Source organism: Thioalkalivibrio sp. ALMg9 (genome assembly GCF_000380625.1).
In the GTDB taxonomy this organism is placed as follows: Bacteria; Pseudomonadota; Gammaproteobacteria; order Ectothiorhodospirales; family Ectothiorhodospiraceae; genus Thioalkalivibrio; species Thioalkalivibrio versutus.
Genome location: NZ_AQYC01000009.1, coordinates 86,004 through 104,347, shown reverse-complemented (window position 1 = coordinate 104,347; position 18,344 = coordinate 86,004). Strand labels below are relative to the sequence as shown.

Genomic DNA, 18,344 nt, shown 5'->3' with positions numbered 1-18,344 from the left:
CCACCCGCGCGCCAACCCGGACGGCCCCGCAGGATCGCTCGCCCGCGCACCGCAAGGTGCTTGCGAGCGGCTGACGATGGACGCCCCTCGCGCCATCCTGATCGCCCTGCTGGGCGCATTGCTGTTTCTGAGCCCGCTGGTCCTCTGGGTTGCCTACCTGAGTCCTGCCTGGTGGTGGCCCTTCACGGCCTGGGCGCTGTTCGTCGTAGCCATCGCGGCACTGAGCCGGAGCGGGCGCCGTGACCCTTAGCCTGGGTCTGATCTACGCGGTCGGGGTGGCCTACCTCGCCCTGCTATTCGGCATAGCGTTCCTGGCCGACCGCGTCCCCCGAGTAGGCCGACTGGCGGCCAATGGCTGGGTGTTCAGTCTGTCGCTGGGGGTATACGCAACGTCCTGGACCTTCTACGGCAACCTTGGTTTCCTCGCCGACCAGGGCTACCTGTACCTGACCATCTACCTCGGCGTGACCCTGGCCTTCGCCGCCACCCCCTGGCTGCTGCGCCCCCTCCTGCGCCTGACCCGCGAGCAGCAGCTGACCTCGCTGGCCGACCTGTTCGCCTTTCGCTACCGCAGCCGCTTCACCGGGCCCGTGGTCGCCCTGTTCATGCTCGCCGGGGTACTCCCGTACATCGCGCTACAGATCAAGGCCGTGGCCGAGTCCGCCGCCGTGCTGACCGCGGAGACCCCGCCGCATCTGCTCGCCCTGACCTTCAGCGGCACCATCGCGCTGTTCGCGATCCTGTTCGGCGCCCGCCACATCGCCCCGCGCGAAAAGCACGCCGGTCTGGTGCTGGCCATCGCCTTCGAGTCCATCGTCAAGCTGCTCGCCATCCTCGTGATTGCCGCCGTGGCGCTGTACGCCGTGTTCGGCGGCCTCGGCGGGCTGAACGACTGGCTGGCCGCCCATCCCGAGGCGGTCGATGCGCTGTACGAGCCGGTGCGCCAGGGCGGCTGGTTCGCGATGATGATCCTGGCCTTCGCGGCCGCCTTCCTGCTGCCACGCCAGTTCCACATGCTGTTCACCGAGAACATCAACCCGCAGGCACTGAACACCGCGGCCTGGGCGTTCCCCGCATTCCTGCTGCTGCTGAACCTGCCGATGCCGGTGCTCTACTGGGCCGGGGAGGCAGCCGGGCTTGGCATCTCGCCCAACTATTACGCCATCGGCATCGCCGGGCTGCTGGAGTCGCCCAGCCTCGCCCTGCTGGTCTTCATCGGTGGGTTGTCCGCCGCCAGCGCGATGATGATCGTGACCACCCTGGCGCTCGCCCATATGGGCACCAACTACCTCTCGCCACTGACCCGACTGCACGAAGAGGAGCGCAGCGCCAACCTCTACACCCGCCTGCTTTGGGGGCGGCGCATCTGGATCGTGTTCATCATCGGGCTCGGCTATGCCTTCTACGGCCTGCTGCAGGTCGTCGAGGGCCTGGCGCAGCTGGGGCTGATCTCGTTTGCTGCGGTGGCGCAACTTCTGCCGGGCCTGATCGGCCTGATGCTGTGGAAACAGGCGACCCGGGTCGGATTTCTCTTGGGCCTAGGAGCCGGGATTGCCGGCTGGGCGTTCACCCTCGTCATGCCTTTGCTGTCGGATGCCGGGATCGCGACCGCCCTGCCCGACCCGCAACGCCTCTTGCACGCGGAGATGCTGGACCCGTGGACCTTTGCGCTGATGCTGAGCCTGGGCGTCAACGCGGTCCTGTTCGTCGTCGGCTCGCTGCTGACCCGGCCCAACCCCGAGGAGGCCGAGGCCGGCCGGGCCTGCTGCCCCAACGAATCCACCGCCCCCGGCGCGGGCCTGCCGCTGGCGGGCGACGTCACCGAGATGGAGACCGCGCTGGCGGCCACCCTGGGCCCGGGCACCGCGCGCCACGAGGTCCAGCGCGCCCTGGATGATCTCGGCCTGCCACGCCATACGCGGTCGCGCGGCGATCTGCGCCACCTCCGCGAGCGCATCGAGCGCAATCTCTCCGGCCTGCTGGGGCCGGTACTGGCTCGCATGATCGTCGACCAGCACCTGCGCCTGGATGCCGCCGGGCGCCACACCCTGAGCGAAAGCCTGCGGCGGATCGAGGAACAGCTGGAGACCCGCCCCTTGCCGCTGTCCGGCCTGGCGGCCGAGCTGGACGCCCTGCGCCGCTTTCATCGCCAGATCCTGCACGAGCTCCCGCTGGGGGTAGCCAGCCTTACCAATACCGGCGAGATCACCGGCTGGAACCAGGCCCTGGCGCAGCTCACGCAGGTCGCCACGGAAGACGCCGTGGGTCAGAACATCGGTCAGCTCGACAGTCCGTGGAGCGGCCTGCTGACCGCCTTCCTGGAGAGCCCGGACCGCCAGTGGTACAAACTGAACGTGGACCTGCCTGCCGGCAACCGCCGCCTGAACCTGCACCGCTCCGAACTGCAGGATGCCCAGGGTCAGGTGGAAGGCCGCGTGGTCCTGATCGAGGACGTGACCGAACGCGCCCAGCTCGAGTCCGAGATCGCCCACGGCGATCGCCTGGCCTCCATCGGCCGGTTTGCCGCCGGGGTCGCGCACGAGATCGGCAATCCACTGACCGGTATCGCCTCCCTGGCGCAGACCCTGCCCCTGGAGGACGACCCGCAGGAGATCCACGGCATCGCCGACGACATCCTGGCCCAGACCCGACGCATCAACGCCATCGTGCAGTCGCTGATCACCTTCGCCCATGCCGACGAGGGCCCCTCGGCCGGACACTTCGAGACCATCGCGCTGGACGATCTCGTGGCCGAGGCCATCCGCCTGATGCGCCTGGCCGGGCGCAACGACCTGCAGTTCACGACCTCGGGTCTCGCGGGGCTGCACGTCCGCGGCTCGCATGCCACGCTGTTGCAGGTGTTCATCAACCTGCTGACCAACGCCGAGCAGGCCTCGCCCGAGGACGCCACCGTCACCATCGCGGCCCGACTCCACGGACGGCATGTCCAGATCACCATCGACGACGCTGGCCCCGGAATCGACGAATCCAGCCTGGAACGGCTATTCGAGCCGTTCTTTACCACCAAGCCGGCCGGCCAGGGCACCGGCCTGGGGCTGCCAGTGGCCTACAGCATCGTGCGCGACCACGGTGGTACCCTGATGGCCGCCAACCGCCCCGAGGGCGGTGCTCGATTCCTGCTGACTCTGCCACGCGACGACTCATGACCCGCATCCTGCTCGTTGACGACGAAGCCCCGATCCGCCGCGCCGTGCGGCGGTTCCTGGAGCATCACGGCTTCGAGGTCGGCGTGGCCGAAAACTTGGCCGAGGCGCGGGCGCTCGCAGCCGCCGATCCCTACGATCTGCAACTGGTGGATCTGCGCCTGCCGGATGGCGAGGGCATCGAGCTGCTGCCGGAGTTCACCCGCACGCCCACGGTCATCATGACCAGCTACGCATCGGTCCCCTCGGCGGTCAACGCGATGAAGGAAGGGGCCGCCGACTACATCGCCAAGCCCTTCGATCACGACGCCCTGCTGCTGACCCTGCGTGCCGCGCTGCGCGCACGCGCCGAGCGCGACCGCCCCGCCCCGGAAACGGCCGAGGCGGGTAGCAATGCGTCTCCCCGCCCCGGGCTGGGCCTGGTCGGCGACAGCGCGGCCATGCAGCAGCTGCGTGATCAGATCCGGCGCGTGGCCATGACCCATTCCACCGTACTGTTGCGCGGCGAGTCCGGTACCGGCAAGGAGCTCGCCGCGCGCGCCCTGCACGAGCTGAGCCCGCGCGCCAGCGGCCCGTTCGTCGCGGTCAACTGCGCCACCATCCCCGAGGGTCTGGTCGAGGCCGAGCTGTTCGGTCACGCCCAGGGTGCCTACACCGGTGCGGTCAAGGCGCGCACCGGCCTGATCCAGAGCGCGCACGGCGGCACGCTGTTCCTGGACGAGATCGGCGAACTGGCACCCGCGGCCCAGGCCCGCCTGCTACGGGTCCTGCAGGATGGCGAGCTCCGCCCGGTCGGGTCCAACGAGAACCTGAAGGTGGATGTACGCCTGCTGGCGGCCACCCACCGCGACCTCGAGGCCATGATCGAGGAACAGGCCTTTCGTGCCGATCTCTACTACCGCCTGCGGGTCCTGGAATTGTCCATCCCGCCCCTGCGCGAACGGCGCGAGGACATCATCCCCCTGGCACGGCATTTCCTCGAGGCACTGGCCGGTTCGGGGCCAGTGCCACAACTGTCACACGCGGCACGCCAGGCCCTGGAGTCGCAAGATTGGCCCGGCAACGTGCGCGAGCTGGCGAACGCCCTGGAACGCGGGTGGGTACTGAGCCCGGATGGCTGCATCGAAGCGGACCACATGGGACTCTCGACGGGCACCCCGGCCCGGGACGACGAGATCCCCAACCCCGCGTTTCCGACCCGCAAGGGCAAGGGCTCGAGCCTGAACGAGTATTTCCGGCACTTCGTGCAGGAAAACCAGGGCAGCATGACCGAGACCGAGCTGGCCCGGGCCCTCGGCATCAGCCGCAAGACCCTGTGGGAACGCCGTCAGCGTGAGAATCTCCCCCGCCCGCGCGGCTGAATCGGTGGCCGCATCCCCCGCAGCCCGGCGGGTCTTTCTGGCCCTGTGGCCCGACGACCCCACACGCGCCACACTAGCCCGCCTCGGCCAGGAACTCGACGGCCCCGGCCGACCGGTCCCGCGCGATCACCTGCACCTGACGCTGGCCTTCGCCGGAACGATCCCGGTCGGACAGGCCGACTGTCTGGCCGGGCGCATCACGGAACTCGCCTGCGCGCCGATCGACCTGACCCTGGACCATCTGGGTCACTTTACCGGGCCGCGCATCACCTGGGCCGCTCCTGCCGAGCCGCCCGCCGCACTGGCCGACCTCGCCGAGCAGGCACATGCCCTGTGCAACGACTGCGGTATCGACCTCGGCCCGCCGCGCCCCTTCCGACCCCACGTGTCCCTGCGACGCCACGCCGCGCCACCCGACACCGAACGCATCGAACCGCCCCTGCGCTGGCTGGCGGACACGATTGCGCTGATCGAGTCGGGAAAAGACGGCCATCCCGGGCCCTACCGCATCCTCGCCCGGACCTGACCAGCCCGCCCGCGCGGCAGGCCAGCGGCGGCCGCGAGAGTCGGATCAATCGAGAGGCGGAAGGTTATCCGTTGCCGAAGGGTCGGCTGGCTGGGCGGGGTCTGCCGGATCGGCTGGCTGGGTTCCGGTACCCGGTCGCGTCGGTGTTCCCTCGCCCAGCGGCGGTGCATCCTCGCCCCGGGGCTGGCGCTGCTGTCCCAACGGGGGCGCATCCTGGGGCTGCCCCTGTCCTTGAGGTTGACCCTGTCCCTGACGCGGTTGGCCCTGTCCCTGGGGCGGAGTCGGCGCTCCGCTTTGCCCAGGTGCCGGCTGGCCACCGCGCTCCATCTGCCCGGGAGCTTGTTGCCCCTGCCTGCGCTGGCCGGGCTGCTCCGGCGGCTGCCCCTGAGGCATGCCCTGCCCACGCTCCTGACCCTGGCCGCGCGGCATGCCGCCCTGGCCCGGGACCTGCTGACCACCGGCCGGCGGGGCACCCTGTTCGGCGGGCGGCATACCCTGGCCCATTCCGCCCTGTGGGTCCCCATGTTGCGGGGCCTGCGCGTATGCCGAACCGGCGGCAAACAGTGAACCCAGCGCGATGGCCAGGGCCGTGCTACGAAATCTCGTCATTGGGAGCCTCCTGCGGGCTGTAACGCCGTTCATTCAGGCCCCCTTGATAGCAGCCAGACCCCGCGCCCCCCAAGGGTGACAGTCGAGTTCCCGGAAATTCCGCGAAACACTTCACTCCATGGAAACTCGATTCCCCGGACCCGGTGCGTCCCTAATTCTTCAACGCCACCGGGACGGTGAACATCAACAAACCATAGTCCGCCTCGTACTGTTCCTTGAACCGGGCTGCGATGCGATCGCACAACTCGGCCGAAGCCACCACCTCGACCTTGATATTGCCACCCTGGCGCCAGTTGCCCCGGCGCTTGCCATGCCGGCCCCAGCCGCGCGCGTCAGTCACCGTGTAGCCGGCCGCACCCATGCCGCGCACCTCGTCGATCAGCATCTCCTCCAGGATCGCCTCGGCCACCACCGTCAGCAGATGCATGTCATCGGATTCCATCGCGCTAGCCTCCCAGCGAATAAAGGGTCTGGGCCATCCAGAAATAGAGCGGCACACCCAGGAAGATATTGAACGGGAACGTGACCCCCAGCGAGGCCCCAATCGAAAGCGCCGGATTGGCCTGGGGCACCGCGATACGCATGGCCGCCGGTGCGGCGATGTAGGAGGCACTCGCATAGAGGGTCGCCAGCAACAGCGTACCGCCCATCGACATGCCCAGCGCATACCCCAGCAGCGTACCCAGCACGGCCGAGACAATCGGCATCACAATCGCGAAGGTCACCAGGAAGAAGCCGTACTGGCGCACGTCGGCGATGCGACTGGAGGCGACCAGCCCCATCTCCAGCAGGAACAGCGCAAGCACGCCCTTGAACAGGTCGAAGAACATCGGCTCCAGCGGCTCGATGTGCACGGGACCCGCGATGAAACCGATCACCAGGCCGCCGGCCAGCAGGAAGATACTCTTGCCGAAAAACACTTCGTGCATGGTCTTGCCCCAGCGCGTCGGGCCCTTGCTGCCCATGCGCGCCAGCAGGATGCCGATGATCAGGGCCGGCATCTCCAGCAGCACCAGGAAGACCACCATGTGGCCCTCGTAATCGATCCCGCGCGAAGCCAGCAGGGCCACGGCGACCGAGAAGGTCACCACCGAGACCGAGCCATAGTGCGCCGCGATCGAGGCCGAGTCCGCCCGCGGCATGCGCCCCACCCAGCGCAGAACCGGGAACGCGATCAGCGGGATCAACGAACCTACCGCCAGCACCGCCAACCCCGGCAGCAGCAAGGGCAACAGCTCGCTCTCGGCCAGCTTGACCCCGCCCATCAGGCCAATCGCCAGCAACAGATAGATCGAAAGCGCCTCGTAGATCGCCATCGGGATCTTCAGATCCGACTTGGCGAGGCCCGCAATGGCGCCCAGCAGGAAGAACAGTACAACCGGATCGAATGCCATCTCGCCTCCGTGTGCTGAAGCCGCAATGCGCTGCAACTCGCACCCTAATCGTAGGCGAGACCCGCCCGGCAGAAAACCATTGCGTGGCAACAAGCCCCGTCATCTAATCTAGGCTTGAAGAGAAGTCTTCCCGGCACGAGGACAGCTGCATGACGCGCATCCTTATCCTTCAGGGACACCCCGACCCGGCCGAAGGCCACCTCGACCACGCGCTGGCCGATGCCTACCGCGAAGGGGCCGAGAAGGCCGGCGTCGCGGTGGACACCCTGACGATTGCCCACCGCGACTTTCCACTGCTGAAGAACCAGGCCGAGTTTGTCGACGAGACCGTTCCGCCCGCGATCCTCGAGGCGCAGGAACTGATCGAGGTCGCCCACCACATCGTCCTGATCTATCCCCTATGGCTGGGCGATATGCCGGCCCTGGTCAAGGGCTTCCTGGAACAGACCCTGCGCCCGGCATTCGTCGGCGATGGCGACATGAACCGCCTGCGCCACACGCGCCTCAAGGGCCGCTCGGTCCGCATCGTGGTCACCATGGGCATGCCGGCGCTGGCCTACCGCTGGTTCTATGGGGCCCACAGCCTGAAGAGCCTGGAACGCAACATCTTCCGCTTCTGCGGCTTCGGCCCGATCCGCCACACCCTGATCGGGCAGAACGGCGGTGACGCCGCCTCCCGCGAGCGCTGGCTCCACCACCTGCGCGAACTCGGCCGCCAGGGGAAATAACCGACGGACACCGGCCCCTGGTCACGCGCATTCCGGTCGCCGTCTTTCCCCGAGAACCGGTCCGACCCTTCCGCCCGACAACATCTTGTTCCTGCGCAAGCCGGTGCCCGGGTTATCGGATGCACATCACGACTCCAGAACACCATCCCACCGGCTCCCCGACCCTGCCCACGCCTCGAAGAATGCACGGAGACGTCCCCCGGTCGCTCGCAATGTGCCACGGCCGGGCACGGACCCGGGTCCCGACGAACCCCCGCTCATTCCCAACTCCAAAACAGAAACTTATCCCAGCACACCAAGAAATCACGATCCCGTAACGAGCGGGATTTTCCCACCCGGGAATAGCGCTATAAGCGAAGAAACGCATATACGAAGCGTGCGGAAGAACGCCGTCACCCCAGGGGGGAGTCATCATAGTGTGTCCATATAGCGAGCAGGATCCGGCACCGGGTCCCTCCAAGGGCGTTCCAGGTCGCCACCCGAGCCACCACATTGCCCGTACCGCGTTGTACACCGGTACCCTGCTCGCACTGGTGGCCGCCGCGTGGACCTCCGCGCTTGCCCAAGACACACCAGAAGCGACCACACCGGGGCAAGCGGATAGCAGCGAGCGCCCCTATCGCTTCAACATGGGCTTTGGCCTGTCGCGGTCGCATGACGACAACATCTACGCCACGCCCGGCTCGACCGAATCCGCCGGCATCACGGCATTCACACCCTGGCTCACACTCGTTACGGCCTGGGACCGCCATGCACTGGCCTTTGCCGCCAGCGCCGAGACCGCACGCCATTCCGGTTACCGCGACGAGGATTACACCGACTATTCCGTCCGGCTCCAGGGCCGCTACGACCTCGAAGACGGCGACAACCTGTTCGGGTCCCTCACCTCCCGGCGACTCCACGAAGAACGCGCGTCAGTGGATCTTCCCGGTGCCGCGCTCGAACCGACCACCTATCGCGAGCACCAGGGGGTCGGCGGGGTGGCCCTCGGCTTCGACCAGTCCGCCCTGCGACTCGGTGTGACGGTGCGCGAGCTTGACTTCGACTCGGTCCCGCTGGAAAGCGGCGGTTCACTGGACAACAGTGACCGCGACCGAACCCAGTATGAACTGGGTGGCCGCTGGACCCGGCTAGGCGAGGCCACCTGGCAACCGTTCGCCCAGGGCACCCTGGACTGGCGACGCTACCGCGACGACATCGACCGCTTCGGCTACGAACGCAGCAGCGACGGAAGCGCGGTCGCCTTCGGCATGACGCGCGACATCGGTGCAGCCGGCTATGCCGAGTTCTTTGCCGGGCACATGCAGCAGTCCTACGACGATCCGCGCTTTGACCGCATCTCGACCTGGGACGCCGGAGCCCGCATCGATGCCAGTCTGACACCGCGTACAAGCATCGACCTGCAGGCCGACCGTTCCATTGGCGAGACGACCGTTTTCGGTTCCCCGGGATCGATCGACAACGTGGCGACGGTCACCGTGGACCACCGCATCACCCCGAGGCTGACGGCCTCGGTACCCGCGTACTGGAGCCGCAACGATTTTCAGCAAAGCGAACGCCGCGACCACGTGACCGGCGCCGGGATCTCCCTCGACTACCGCCTGAATCGCCACCTGAGCCTGACCGCCGGACACAGCTTCCAGCGCCGCGACTCCACCGACCCCGACGCGAACTACGAACAAGGCATCAGCTATATCGGCCTCGAGGCCGAGCTGGTCGGCCGGCCCATCATCCCTCTGGGCCCGAACAACCCCGGCGACGGGTTCTATGCCGGGCTCCAGGCCGGCCCCTCGCTGCTCAGCTCGGACGTCGACGGGCCCCGCGGCCCGGCCACCGGTGACGGGCGCCTGAGGGCCGGCTTTGGTGACCTGACCGCGGTGGGCGGTGGATTCCTCGGGTATGCCTGGAACCAGGATCGCTGGCAGTTGGCCCTGGAAGCGGAGCTCGACGAGGGCAACGGCGGCTGGGATCACGCTCGCTCCGACGGCTCGCGCGTCTTCTCCGTCGAGCGCGGCACCAGCCTAGCCGGCTCGGCCCGCCTGGGCTACTCGCTGAACCCGACGGCCATGCTGTATGGCCGGGCCGGGCTCGCCTTCACCGAATTCACCACCGACTACCGGCACGGGGGCACACTCGTGCATGAGCATGACACGCAGCGGGGCGTGCGCCTCGGCACGGGCGCCGAGGTCGCGTTCAATCCGCGCTGGTTCGGTCGCATGGAATGGAGCTACACCGGCTACCACGGCTACGACGCCGAGGACAACAACGACCGTTCGGACCGTTTCGAGAACCGCGAATCGACCCTGCGCCTGGGGGTCGGCTACCGCTTCCACGACGCCAGCGCGCCGGCCATCGCGGCCGTTCCCGACGATGCCTTCGACGGGCCGTATATCGGGGCACAGGGCGGCGCCAGCTGGCTGCATACCGACAACCGCGGCGAGGACCGTGGCCAGGACGGCAGCGGCACGCTGCGCGCCGACCGGGCCGATGACGGTGTGCAGGGCGGCGTGTTTGCCGGCTATGGACGCCGCATCGGTTCGTCGCCGTTGTACCTGGGGGTCGAACTGGAGGCCGAACAGTCGGAAGCCGCCTGGGAGAGCGCGCGCGACCCGAACCGGCGCAACTATTCAGCGGAGCGTGGCACCGGCCTCGGCGCCGGCGTGCGGGTCGGCTACCTCCTCGACGGCGCGCTGCTGTACGCCCGTGTGGGTCACGTGCGCAGCAAGTTCGACACCGACTACCAGTTCGCCGGCGAGGGTGTGGACATCCGCGACCGCCGCACCCTGTCCGGCCTGCGCACCGGTTTCGGCCTCGAGATGCCCGCCAGCAAGAACCTGTTCGTGCGCCTGGACTACAGCCACACCGATTACGACTCGTACCGAATCGGCTATTCCACCAGTACCAGTGACTCGGCCCACGAGACCTTTGACCACGACGAAGCGACCTTCCAGATCGGAATCGGCTACCGCTTCTAGGCAAACACGCTGATCAGCGTTTGCCAGGGAAAACGGCACCCCGAGGTGCCAGGGAGAAACATCATGAACCGCACACCCCGCCTGACGCGCCGATGGCTGCTGGCAGGCATGCTTGCCGGCACCCTCGGGCTGCTGGCAACAACAGCCACGACCCCCGGCCTGATCGGTACGGCCCTCGCCAACGGCGACAGCCACTCCGGTGGCCACGACAGCCGCACCGGTCCCGGCCGCGGCATCGGCTACGACGGCGTGGGTCAGCACAAGGGTGCAACCGGAGGCCATGGATCCGGCGCCTCCGGACATTCCGACAGCCCGCTGGTGGACGAGGTCTTCCGCGGCCACCGCCGGGGCTATGACCCGGACCGGGGCGGCCACGACGACGGCCATGACGATGGCCATGATGACGACGAGCCCCACGACCGCCCCCATTGAACGCGACCACACCCACGACAGATCCCGGACGAAAACTCCAGAAAACCGGGCCCAGCTTGGTAACCCCCAGGACACTGCCTCGATCCCTGACACCAGAGGATGGGCAAGACCGACTGACCCTTACAGGAGGGTATTGCAATGCGTGTTGATCATCGGAAGTTCACAAGCAAAGTCTTGATCGCGGGCGTCGCGCTCGCCATTGGCGGCGGCGCCCTGCTGCTGTCTCCGGCAAACGGCCCCGTGATCGGTGCCGCCCACGCCCAGCAGCACGGCGGCGGTCAGGGCGGAGCCGCCGGCGGCCAGGGACTGCAGGGCCTGCAGGGGCGTCCGGCCGGCGGGCAGCGGGCCGATTCGCCCAGTCGCGGGCGTTCCGACTCGCCGCTGGCCGACGAGGTCCTGCGCGGGCCGCGGCGCGGTCTGTTCACCCCTACCCATGACGACGGCGAGGACGACTCCGACCGCCCCGACTGGGCCGGCCGCGACCGCACCGTTGACCCGGGCGGCATGGGGCGCGCGGGCAGCGATACCCGCCGGGGTGACCTGTTCGGCGACCTGATGGTCGTCCTGCGGGATGACAACGGGGTCGCCATCCTGGATGAAAACGGGCATGTCCAGCCCTGTCTCGACGTGGCCTGCACGGAGGTCATCCAGCTGACCGAGGACGGCGAGGTGCCCGCCGAGTACGCCGATCAGGTGCTCGAGGTCGAGATGGGCCGCCTGAACGTCTCGCGTTCGCCCTCGCGGGTGCTGGAGGCCCAGCTGACCTCCCTGCTGACCGCAGTCGACGGCATGGAAATTACCGCTGACAACATCTTCGAGTGGACCGACGAAAGCGGTCGCCTCTACGACCAGATCACCGGCGGCTACATCGACTCCCCGTTGCAGAACCTGGCGCTGTATCAGGCCCTGCTTGTGGCCTCGGCCAGCGATCCCGTCGACGGCTTCTACGTGGTCTCGGTCAGCGGGATCGACCACGGCACGCCCTACGACCTGACCCTGAAGGTCGCCCCGGACGTGCTCGGCACCCTGGCCGCATCGGCCTTTGCCGCCGGCGCCGACAAGACCAGCGCCATCAGCGTGGACCAGGTGGTCAGCATCTCGACCTTCCTCGGGGTGTTCGACGAGCTGCAGGCGCTCGTCGCCGACACCACCTACGACCGCGAGACCCGCTTCGACCACGATGTCACCATCCTGGTCTACGACGCGGACAACGACGTCTACATCCCGACGATCGTGAACCTGCTGGAATCGATCAATTGGGACGAGGTCCCGATCATCGAGGACAACGGGGTCGGGATCGACACCTTCACCCAGAACGTGACCGACGCCGTGCGCGTGATCCAGTTCGTCCACGACTTCGGCCTGGAGTTCTGACCCCGCGCTAACTAACCCCATCCCGCCTCGCTCGGGATGCCTCAAACGGGGCGCATCTGCAAATATGCGCCCCGTTTTTCCGAGGCCCACCTTGCCCTCGTCTTGGTCATTGATCACAACCCGAACCGCCTGCGAGACACACGCCTCCGCCTGAACGATAGGTATCCACGCGTTGGCGGGGCAATGTAGCCCCTAGGCCGGTACACTCGGGCGGTCTTCCGACCGGCCGTGCGCGTGCATCACAACGACCACCCCCTGAGCGAAGTACCGGACCATGCCCGCAAGGGCTTCTGGTCCATGGCCGTGGTGCTGTTCGGGTTCACCTTCTTTACCTCGACCCTGTGGGCCGGCGGGTCGCTGGGCCTGGCCTTCAGCTTCGGCGAGCTGATGCTGGTGATCGCACTGGGCAACCTGCTACTGGGGACCTACGCGGCCACGCTCGCCTACATCGGCTGCAAGAGCGGACTGCACACGGTCCTGATGGGGCGTTTCTGCTTCGGGGAATGGGGCAGCAAACTCTCCGACGTCATCCTCGCGTTCACCCAGATCGGCTGGTACGCCTGGGGCACGGCCACCGTCGCGATCATCCTGGTCGAGACCACCGCACTGCCGGAACCAATGGAAGTCGGGCTGATGGTGCTGTTCGGGTTCGCCTTCTGCATCACCGCGATGATCGGCTATCGCGGTCTCGACTGGCTTTCCCGCGTCGCGGTACCGGTCATGCTCCTGTTCATCCTGTTCACGCTATTCATCGGGATCGGCGACGCCGGCGGCCCCGGGGGCTTGCTTGGTCAGGACCCGCGCACCGAGATGGATTTCCACGCCGCCCTCACCATCGTGATCGGCACCTTTGTTGGCGGTGCAACCCTCGCCACCAACTGGACCCGCTTCGCCCGCACCCCGCGCATTGCGGTCATCGCGACCCTGGCGGCCTTTGTGCTGGGAAACGGACTAATGGTCCTGACCGGCGCGCTCGGCGCCCTGATCTACCACGAGGCCGACATCGTCCACGTCATGCTGGCGCAGGGCTTCGTGACGATCACGGTACTGATGCTGCTGCTGAACATCTGGAGCACCCAGGACAACACCATCTACAACTTCGGCGTGGCCGGCTGCAATCTGCTGCGCACCCAGCGCCGGCGGCTGGTCACCGTGCTCGGGGCCGCGATCGGGACGGCCCTCGCGGTCGCCGGGATGCATGACTATCTGGTGCCGTTCCTGATCCTGCTGGGGACCTTCATCCCGCCGCTCGGTGGCGTAATCGTCGCCGACTTCTGGCTGCGCCATCGCGGGCGATACCCCCGCCTGGGCTCCGCCCGCCTGCCAGGGTTCCACTGGCCCGGCCTGCTGGCGTACGCGGCGGGATCCGCCGCGGCGTACTACGCACCCGTGGTACCTCCTCTGCTGGGCGTCATCGTGGCAACGGCTGCCTATGCCCTCCTGATGGCTCCCGCCTCACCCGCCGCGTGGCGCCCGCGCCAGGGAAGTGCGGATTGAAGTGCGGATTAAAGCCTGATCAAAGCCCTGGCAGGTTCGGTGCCGGTGGCGTCGGCGGTTTCGGAGGGTCGGACGGGTCCGGCAGCGGCGGATCGTCCGGAGTCGGCGCCGAGGATGAACCGGGCGCCCGCGGGAGATCCAGGCGCTGATCGGGGCGCGAGTCGCCGCGGCGCTGCCCCGGCGGGGTCCCACCATGCCCGGGCGGCCCATTGCCCGCCGCGGGCGTGTCGCCACTGGCGCCCGGAGACCCGGGCGGCGGCCCGCCCGACGGCTGAGCCTGCGCGCCACCGAACGCCAGAACGGCGCCCATGACCGCAACCTGCGTCAGGGAACGAAAGAGGGACTTCATGCCACTCACTCCTTGCGTCGTTGCCTGCCCCTGAGGCGTCCGCGCGTACCCATGGTTCCCGGCAGCCTGTGACTCTGCCAAGTCCATCACGTCCAGGGAAACACGGTTCAGCGTCTCCCTAAGCCTCGACCACCAGCTGTTGGAACAGCCCACCCAGGATCACCAGCGCGAACCCCGCGTACAGGCCCGCCACGACGTCGTCCATCATGATCCCGTGGCCGTCGTGCCACTTTTCATCAAAGTAGTTCGCCGGCCAGGGCTTGAGGATGTCGAACACCCGGAACAGCAGGAAGCCGACGACCACCCACATCAGCCCCGCCGGGGCAAACGCCAGCGTGATGAGCATGCCGGCCCATTCGTCCCAGACGATGCCGGGATGATCGTGCACGCCCAGCTTGCGCGCACTTTCGCCACAGATGTGGAAGCCGGCCATCACCACGACCACGGTGATCGCAAGGTAGGCCCACTCCGGGAAATTCATGATCGCGAAGTACAGCACCAGTGCACCCAGCGAGCCGGTGGTGCCCGGGGCCCAGCGCGACAGGCCACTGCCGAAGCCGAACGCCAGCAGGTGAATGGGGTCGCCAAACACGGTTCTTACCGACGGCATCTTTGGATTGCGGATCTTCTGCTCCGGCATGGCTCCCCCTGTCCCTATTCTTTTTCTGTGTGCGCGAAATGATCGTGGCCCGCCCGCGCCACGTCCAGCCGTTGCCCGTTTGCGTCCTCCACCACCACCTCCGCACCCTCGGTGCACTCGCCGATCACAGTCAGCGGGACGTCCACGCTGAACGCGAGCAGGTCCAGCGACTCCCCCGGCGGGAGGGCGAACAGCAGCTCGTAGTCCTCGCCACCGCTCAGTGCGCAGGAGCGAGCCTGCTGCTCGGACACCTCCGCCAGCAGCGGGTCGCGCGGGACGCTGGGCCAGTCGACTCGCGCACCGCAACCCGAGGCGGCACACAGATGGCCCAGGTCCGCCAGCAGGCCGTCGGAGATATCGATGGCGGCCCGTGCGCGGTTGCGCAGACCACGGCCCAGACTCAGGCGCGCCGCGGGCCAGAACAGCCTGGCGCAGGCGGGGCTCGAGGCGTCTACGGGACTCCCCTCTGCACGCCGCTGCGTCTCGTGGGCCAAACCGCAGGCCGCTCCGCCCAGCGCACCGGAAACCACCAGGCGATCGCCAGGCCGGGCACCTTCGCGGCGCAGCGCCTGGCCGGCGGGCACCTCGCCCAGGACCGTCACGCTGATCGCCAGCGGACCCCGGTTGGTATCCCCGCCCACCAGCGGGATCCCGACCTCCTCGGCCAGCGCCAGAAAGCCGTGGCTGAAGCCCGCCAGCCAGTCATGATCCACACGCGGCAGGGTCAGCGACAGCACCGCGCCCAACGGCTCGGCCCCCATCGCGGCCAGGTCACTGAGATTGGAGGCCAGGGCCTTGTGGCCGGCGCTTGCCGGCGGGTGATCAGGAAAGAAGTGGGTGCCCTCGACCAGGGTATCAACGGTGACGACCAATTCGTGGCCGCTACGCACGGCCAGCAGGGCGGCATCGTCTCCGATGCCCAGACGCACGCCATCGGCAACCGCGCCCGCGCTCGGCGTGCCGAAATAGCGCTGGATCAGATCGAATTCGGAATCGGGGCCGGCCATGGCCGTGGTGCTGACCCGCCCGGGGTCAGCGCGGGGTGGAGCGCTCGGGGCCGCGCAGGTCGGCGGAGAGCCGGTCCAGCACGCCGTTGATGTAGCGATGCGACTGCTCGGCGCCATAGCGCTTGGCCAGATCGACGGCCTCGTTGATCACCACCCGGTAGGGCACCTCGAAGCGTTCGGCCAACTCCCATTGGCCCAACCACAGCAGGGCGTGCTCCACCGGATCGAGCTGATCCAGCGGGCGGCCGAGGTACGGCTCCATGCGGGCATCCAGGGCCTCGCGGTCGCCGGTCACGCCGATCAGGAGTTCACGGAAGTACTCGGCATCCGCCTTGGCGTGTTCCTCATCGTCGCGGAACTCGGCCAGGATGTCCTTCGGGTGGGCGCCCGTGATCTGCCAGGAATAAAGCGCCTGCATCGCGCGCCGGCGCGCGAAGGAACGCGCATGCCGCGCCCGCTGCTCGGGCGTGCTGCGCGGGCGCCGGGCCCGAGCGGACTTGCCGGCATCGGCATCCTTGCGCGGGGCACTACCTTCGGGGCGGGGATCAGAGGGTTCAGTCACGACAAGCCTGTTCGGGTGGACGGATAACACTGGGTAGGCAGTGCGGGATCAGCCGCGCAGCTGGCGCATCAGGCTGACCATCTCGATCGCGCCCATGGCGGCATCGGCGCCCTTGTTGCCGGCCTTGGTGCCGGCGCGCTCGATCGCCTGCTCGATGGAGTCGGTGGTCAGCACGCCGAAGCTGATCGGCAGGTCCTCCGCCATCTGCACCTGCGCCAGACCCTTGGCCGCCTCGCCCGCGACGTAATCGAAATGCGGCGTCGAACCACGGATCACGCAACCCAGGGCGATCACGCCATCGTACTGCCCGGAACGCGCCATGGCCTGCGCCGCCAGCGGCAGTTCATAGGCACCCGGCACACGGGCGATGGTCAGGTTCGTCTCCTGCACCCCGTGACGCTTCAGGGTATCCACGGCCCCTTCCAGCAGGCGTTCGACGATCAGGCTGTTGAAGCGCGCCAGCAGCAGGCCATAGCGGTGGTCGGCGGCGTCGGTGAATACGCCTTCCAGGGTCTTGATCTCGGACATGATGAACTTCCGGTTGGGCTGATGAAGGACCCGCGGGCCCCGTTTTCGAATGGCGCTAGTGTAGCACCGCCGTCGGTCTACTCGTGGACGTAGTCCACCACCTCCAGGCCGAAACCCCCGAGGCCGTGGAAGCGCTTCGGCGCGGACATCAGCTTCATGCGCCCGACGCCGCAGTCGGCGAGAATCTGTGCGCCGATCCCGTACATGCGCCATTCGGCGGAGTTCTCGCGCCCGCTGCGTTCCTCCGGCGCGGGCTGACCGATATTCTCCAGCCGCTGGGCCAGGGCGTTGCCACTCTCGTGCTTGCGCAGCACCACCACCACACCCGCGCCCGCCTCGTCGATCCGGCGTAGGGCATCATCCAGCGGCCAGCCACGATCCGGACCGGCATACCCGAGGGTATCGCACAGCGTGCTCTCCAGATGCACGCGCACCAGGGTGTCCTGGTCCGGCTTTGGCTCGCCACGCACCAGGGCAAAATGCAGTTCGTGGTCCACTTCGTCCTCGAACGCCAGCAGGCGAAACTCGCCATGCTCGGTCGGGAACGGACGCTCGGACACCCGCCGGACCGTCTTCTCGTTCTCGATGCGGTAGCGGATCAGATCCTCGATGGTGCCCATCTTCAGGTCATGCTCGGCGCAGAAGCGTTCGAGATCCGAACGCCGCGCCATGCTGCCGTCCTCGTTCAGGATCTCGACGATCACCGCGGCCGGCTCGGCCCCGGCCAGGCGCGCGAGATCACAGCCGGCTTCGGTATGCCCGGCCCGCACGATCACCCCGCCCGGCTGCGCCATCAGCGGGAACACGTGGCCCGGCTGGACGATGTCCTCGGGCGTCGCATTGGGCGCCACGGCGGTGCGGATGGTGTGCGCGCGATCGTAGGCGGAGATGCCGGTGGTCACGCCCTCGGCCGCCTCGATCGACAGCGTGAAGTTGGTGCCGTGCACGTCGTTGGTGTCGGTCACCATCAACGGCAGCGCCAGCTGCTTGCAGCGCTCGCGGGTCAGCGTCAGGCAGATCAGCCCCCGGCCGTACTTGGCCATGAAGTTGATGTCTTCCGGGCGCGCGTGCGAGGCGAGCATCAGCAGATCGCCTTCGTTCTCGCGATCCTCGTCATCGACGATGACCACCATGCGTCCGGCCTGAAGCTCTTCCAGGATGGTTTCGGTATTGGAAAATTCCATAGGTTCCTGCTTTC

At 67.8% G+C, this 18,344-nt stretch carries 17 protein-coding genes; 10 read left to right on the top strand and 7 right to left on the bottom strand.

Annotation, left to right across the window (positions count from 1 at the left end; translation table 11 throughout):
- The first annotated feature begins 76 nt into the window (after window positions 1-76).
- The 5 genes from F792_RS14920 to F792_RS0109615 all read left to right on the top strand — a co-directional run bounded on the left by F792_RS14920 (window position 77) and on the right by F792_RS0109615 (window position 5,618).
- Window positions 77-250: a hypothetical protein gene (locus F792_RS14920; RefSeq protein WP_018146090.1), complete on the top strand. Its 174-nt coding sequence runs from the start codon at window positions 77-79 to the stop codon at window positions 248-250.
- Window positions 240-3,167: an ATP-binding protein gene (locus F792_RS0109635; protein ID WP_018169414.1), complete on the top strand. Its 2,928-nt coding sequence runs from the start codon at window positions 240-242 to the stop codon at window positions 3,165-3,167. The genes F792_RS14920 and F792_RS0109635 overlap by 11 nt, the downstream gene beginning before the upstream one ends.
- Window positions 3,164-4,525 (top strand): sigma-54 dependent transcriptional regulator, encoded by a 1,362-nt coding sequence (locus F792_RS0109630; RefSeq protein ID WP_018169413.1) that lies wholly within the window; start codon window positions 3,164-3,166, stop codon window positions 4,523-4,525. The genes F792_RS0109635 and F792_RS0109630 overlap by 4 nt, the downstream gene beginning before the upstream one ends.
- A gap of 4 nt (window positions 4,526-4,529) precedes the next feature.
- Complete coding sequence (thpR, locus tag F792_RS0109625; protein ID WP_018169412.1) at window positions 4,530-5,051, top strand: RNA 2',3'-cyclic phosphodiesterase; 522 nt, start codon at window positions 4,530-4,532, stop codon at window positions 5,049-5,051.
- Window positions 5,052-5,393: 342 nt separating this feature from the next.
- A complete protein-coding gene (locus F792_RS0109615; protein ID WP_018146094.1) occupies window positions 5,394-5,618 on the top strand; it encodes a hypothetical protein in 225 nt (74 codons plus the stop codon).
- 193 nt (window positions 5,619-5,811) lie between these two features.
- On the opposite strand, the gene F792_RS0109610 is transcribed toward F792_RS0109615, so the two are convergent.
- Together F792_RS0109610 and F792_RS0109605 are read right to left on the bottom strand one after the other, a co-directional pair.
- Window positions 5,812-6,102, bottom strand: coding sequence for a hypothetical protein (locus F792_RS0109610; RefSeq protein WP_018169410.1), 291 nt, complete (start codon window positions 6,100-6,102; stop codon window positions 5,812-5,814).
- Window positions 6,103-6,106: 4 nt separating this feature from the next.
- Complete coding sequence (locus tag F792_RS0109605) at window positions 6,107-7,054, bottom strand: sodium-dependent bicarbonate transport family permease (RefSeq protein ID WP_018169409.1); 948 nt, start codon at window positions 7,052-7,054, stop codon at window positions 6,107-6,109.
- Window positions 7,055-7,203: 149 nt separating this feature from the next.
- Here F792_RS0109605 and F792_RS0109600 point away from each other — a divergent pair, with 149 nt between their 5' ends.
- From F792_RS0109600 to codB, 5 genes are all read left to right on the top strand, one after another.
- Window positions 7,204-7,782: an NAD(P)H-dependent oxidoreductase gene (locus F792_RS0109600; RefSeq protein ID WP_018169408.1), complete on the top strand. Its 579-nt coding sequence runs from the start codon at window positions 7,204-7,206 to the stop codon at window positions 7,780-7,782.
- A gap of 416 nt (window positions 7,783-8,198) precedes the next feature.
- Window positions 8,199-10,757, top strand: coding sequence for an outer membrane beta-barrel protein (locus F792_RS0109595; RefSeq protein ID WP_156000329.1), 2,559 nt, complete (start codon window positions 8,199-8,201; stop codon window positions 10,755-10,757).
- Between the two features lie 63 nt (window positions 10,758-10,820).
- Window positions 10,821-11,189: a hypothetical protein gene (locus tag F792_RS0109590; protein ID WP_018169406.1), complete on the top strand. Its 369-nt coding sequence runs from the start codon at window positions 10,821-10,823 to the stop codon at window positions 11,187-11,189.
- 174 nt (window positions 11,190-11,363) lie between these two features.
- On the top strand, window positions 11,364-12,563 hold the full coding sequence (locus tag F792_RS0109585; RefSeq protein ID WP_156000327.1) for a hypothetical protein: 1,200 nt from the start codon (window positions 11,364-11,366) through the stop codon (window positions 12,561-12,563).
- A 234-nt stretch (window positions 12,564-12,797) separates the two neighbouring features.
- The gene (gene codB, locus F792_RS0109580) at window positions 12,798-14,060 is read left to right on the top strand and encodes a cytosine permease (RefSeq protein WP_026305948.1); all 1,263 of its coding nucleotides are present in this window, start codon (window positions 12,798-12,800) and stop codon (window positions 14,058-14,060) included.
- 467 nt (window positions 14,061-14,527) lie between these two features.
- Here codB and F792_RS0109575 read toward each other — a convergent pair whose 3' ends face one another.
- The 5 genes from F792_RS0109575 to ribBA all read right to left on the bottom strand — a co-directional run bounded on the left by F792_RS0109575 (window position 14,528) and on the right by ribBA (window position 18,330).
- On the bottom strand, window positions 14,528-15,049 hold the full coding sequence (locus F792_RS0109575; RefSeq protein WP_018169403.1) for a phosphatidylglycerophosphatase A: 522 nt from the start codon (window positions 15,047-15,049) through the stop codon (window positions 14,528-14,530).
- 14 nt (window positions 15,050-15,063) lie between these two features.
- Entirely contained in the window at window positions 15,064-16,056 is a 993-nt protein-coding gene (gene thiL / locus F792_RS0109570) for a thiamine-phosphate kinase (RefSeq protein ID WP_018169402.1), read from the bottom strand.
- A gap of 25 nt (window positions 16,057-16,081) precedes the next feature.
- Window positions 16,082-16,618 carry a transcription antitermination factor NusB gene (gene nusB / locus F792_RS0109565; RefSeq protein WP_018169401.1) on the bottom strand — a complete coding sequence of 179 codons (537 nt, stop codon included), beginning with the start codon at window positions 16,616-16,618 and terminating at the stop codon, window positions 16,082-16,084.
- A gap of 48 nt (window positions 16,619-16,666) precedes the next feature.
- Complete coding sequence (ribE, locus tag F792_RS0109560; RefSeq protein WP_018169400.1) at window positions 16,667-17,146, bottom strand: 6,7-dimethyl-8-ribityllumazine synthase; 480 nt, start codon at window positions 17,144-17,146, stop codon at window positions 16,667-16,669.
- 77 nt (window positions 17,147-17,223) lie between these two features.
- Window positions 17,224-18,330 (bottom strand): bifunctional 3,4-dihydroxy-2-butanone-4-phosphate synthase/GTP cyclohydrolase II, encoded by a 1,107-nt coding sequence (gene ribBA, locus F792_RS0109555; RefSeq protein ID WP_018169399.1) that lies wholly within the window; start codon window positions 18,328-18,330, stop codon window positions 17,224-17,226.
- Window positions 18,331-18,344 lie beyond the last annotated feature (14 nt).

Coding starts and splice junctions, on each gene's coding strand:
- F792_RS14920 (WP_018146090.1), top strand. CDS start 77: ATGGACGCCCCTCGCGCCATCCTGATCGCCCTGCTGGGCGCATTGCTG.
- F792_RS0109630 (WP_018169413.1), top strand. CDS start 3,164: ATGACCCGCATCCTGCTCGTTGACGACGAAGCCCCGATCCGCCGCGCC.
- F792_RS0109610 (WP_018169410.1), bottom strand. CDS start 6,102: ATGGAATCCGATGACATGCATCTGCTGACGGTGGTGGCCGAGGCGATC.
- F792_RS0109605 (WP_018169409.1), bottom strand. CDS start 7,054: ATGGCATTCGATCCGGTTGTACTGTTCTTCCTGCTGGGCGCCATTGCG.
- F792_RS0109600 (WP_018169408.1), top strand. CDS start 7,204: ATGACGCGCATCCTTATCCTTCAGGGACACCCCGACCCGGCCGAAGGC.
- F792_RS0109590 (WP_018169406.1), top strand. CDS start 10,821: ATGAACCGCACACCCCGCCTGACGCGCCGATGGCTGCTGGCAGGCATG.
- F792_RS0109575 (WP_018169403.1), bottom strand. CDS start 15,049: ATGCCGGAGCAGAAGATCCGCAATCCAAAGATGCCGTCGGTAAGAACC.
- thiL (WP_018169402.1), bottom strand. CDS start 16,056: ATGGCCGGCCCCGATTCCGAATTCGATCTGATCCAGCGCTATTTCGGC.
- ribE (WP_018169400.1), bottom strand. CDS start 17,146: ATGTCCGAGATCAAGACCCTGGAAGGCGTATTCACCGACGCCGCCGAC.
- ribBA (WP_018169399.1), bottom strand. CDS start 18,330: ATGGAATTTTCCAATACCGAAACCATCCTGGAAGAGCTTCAGGCCGGA.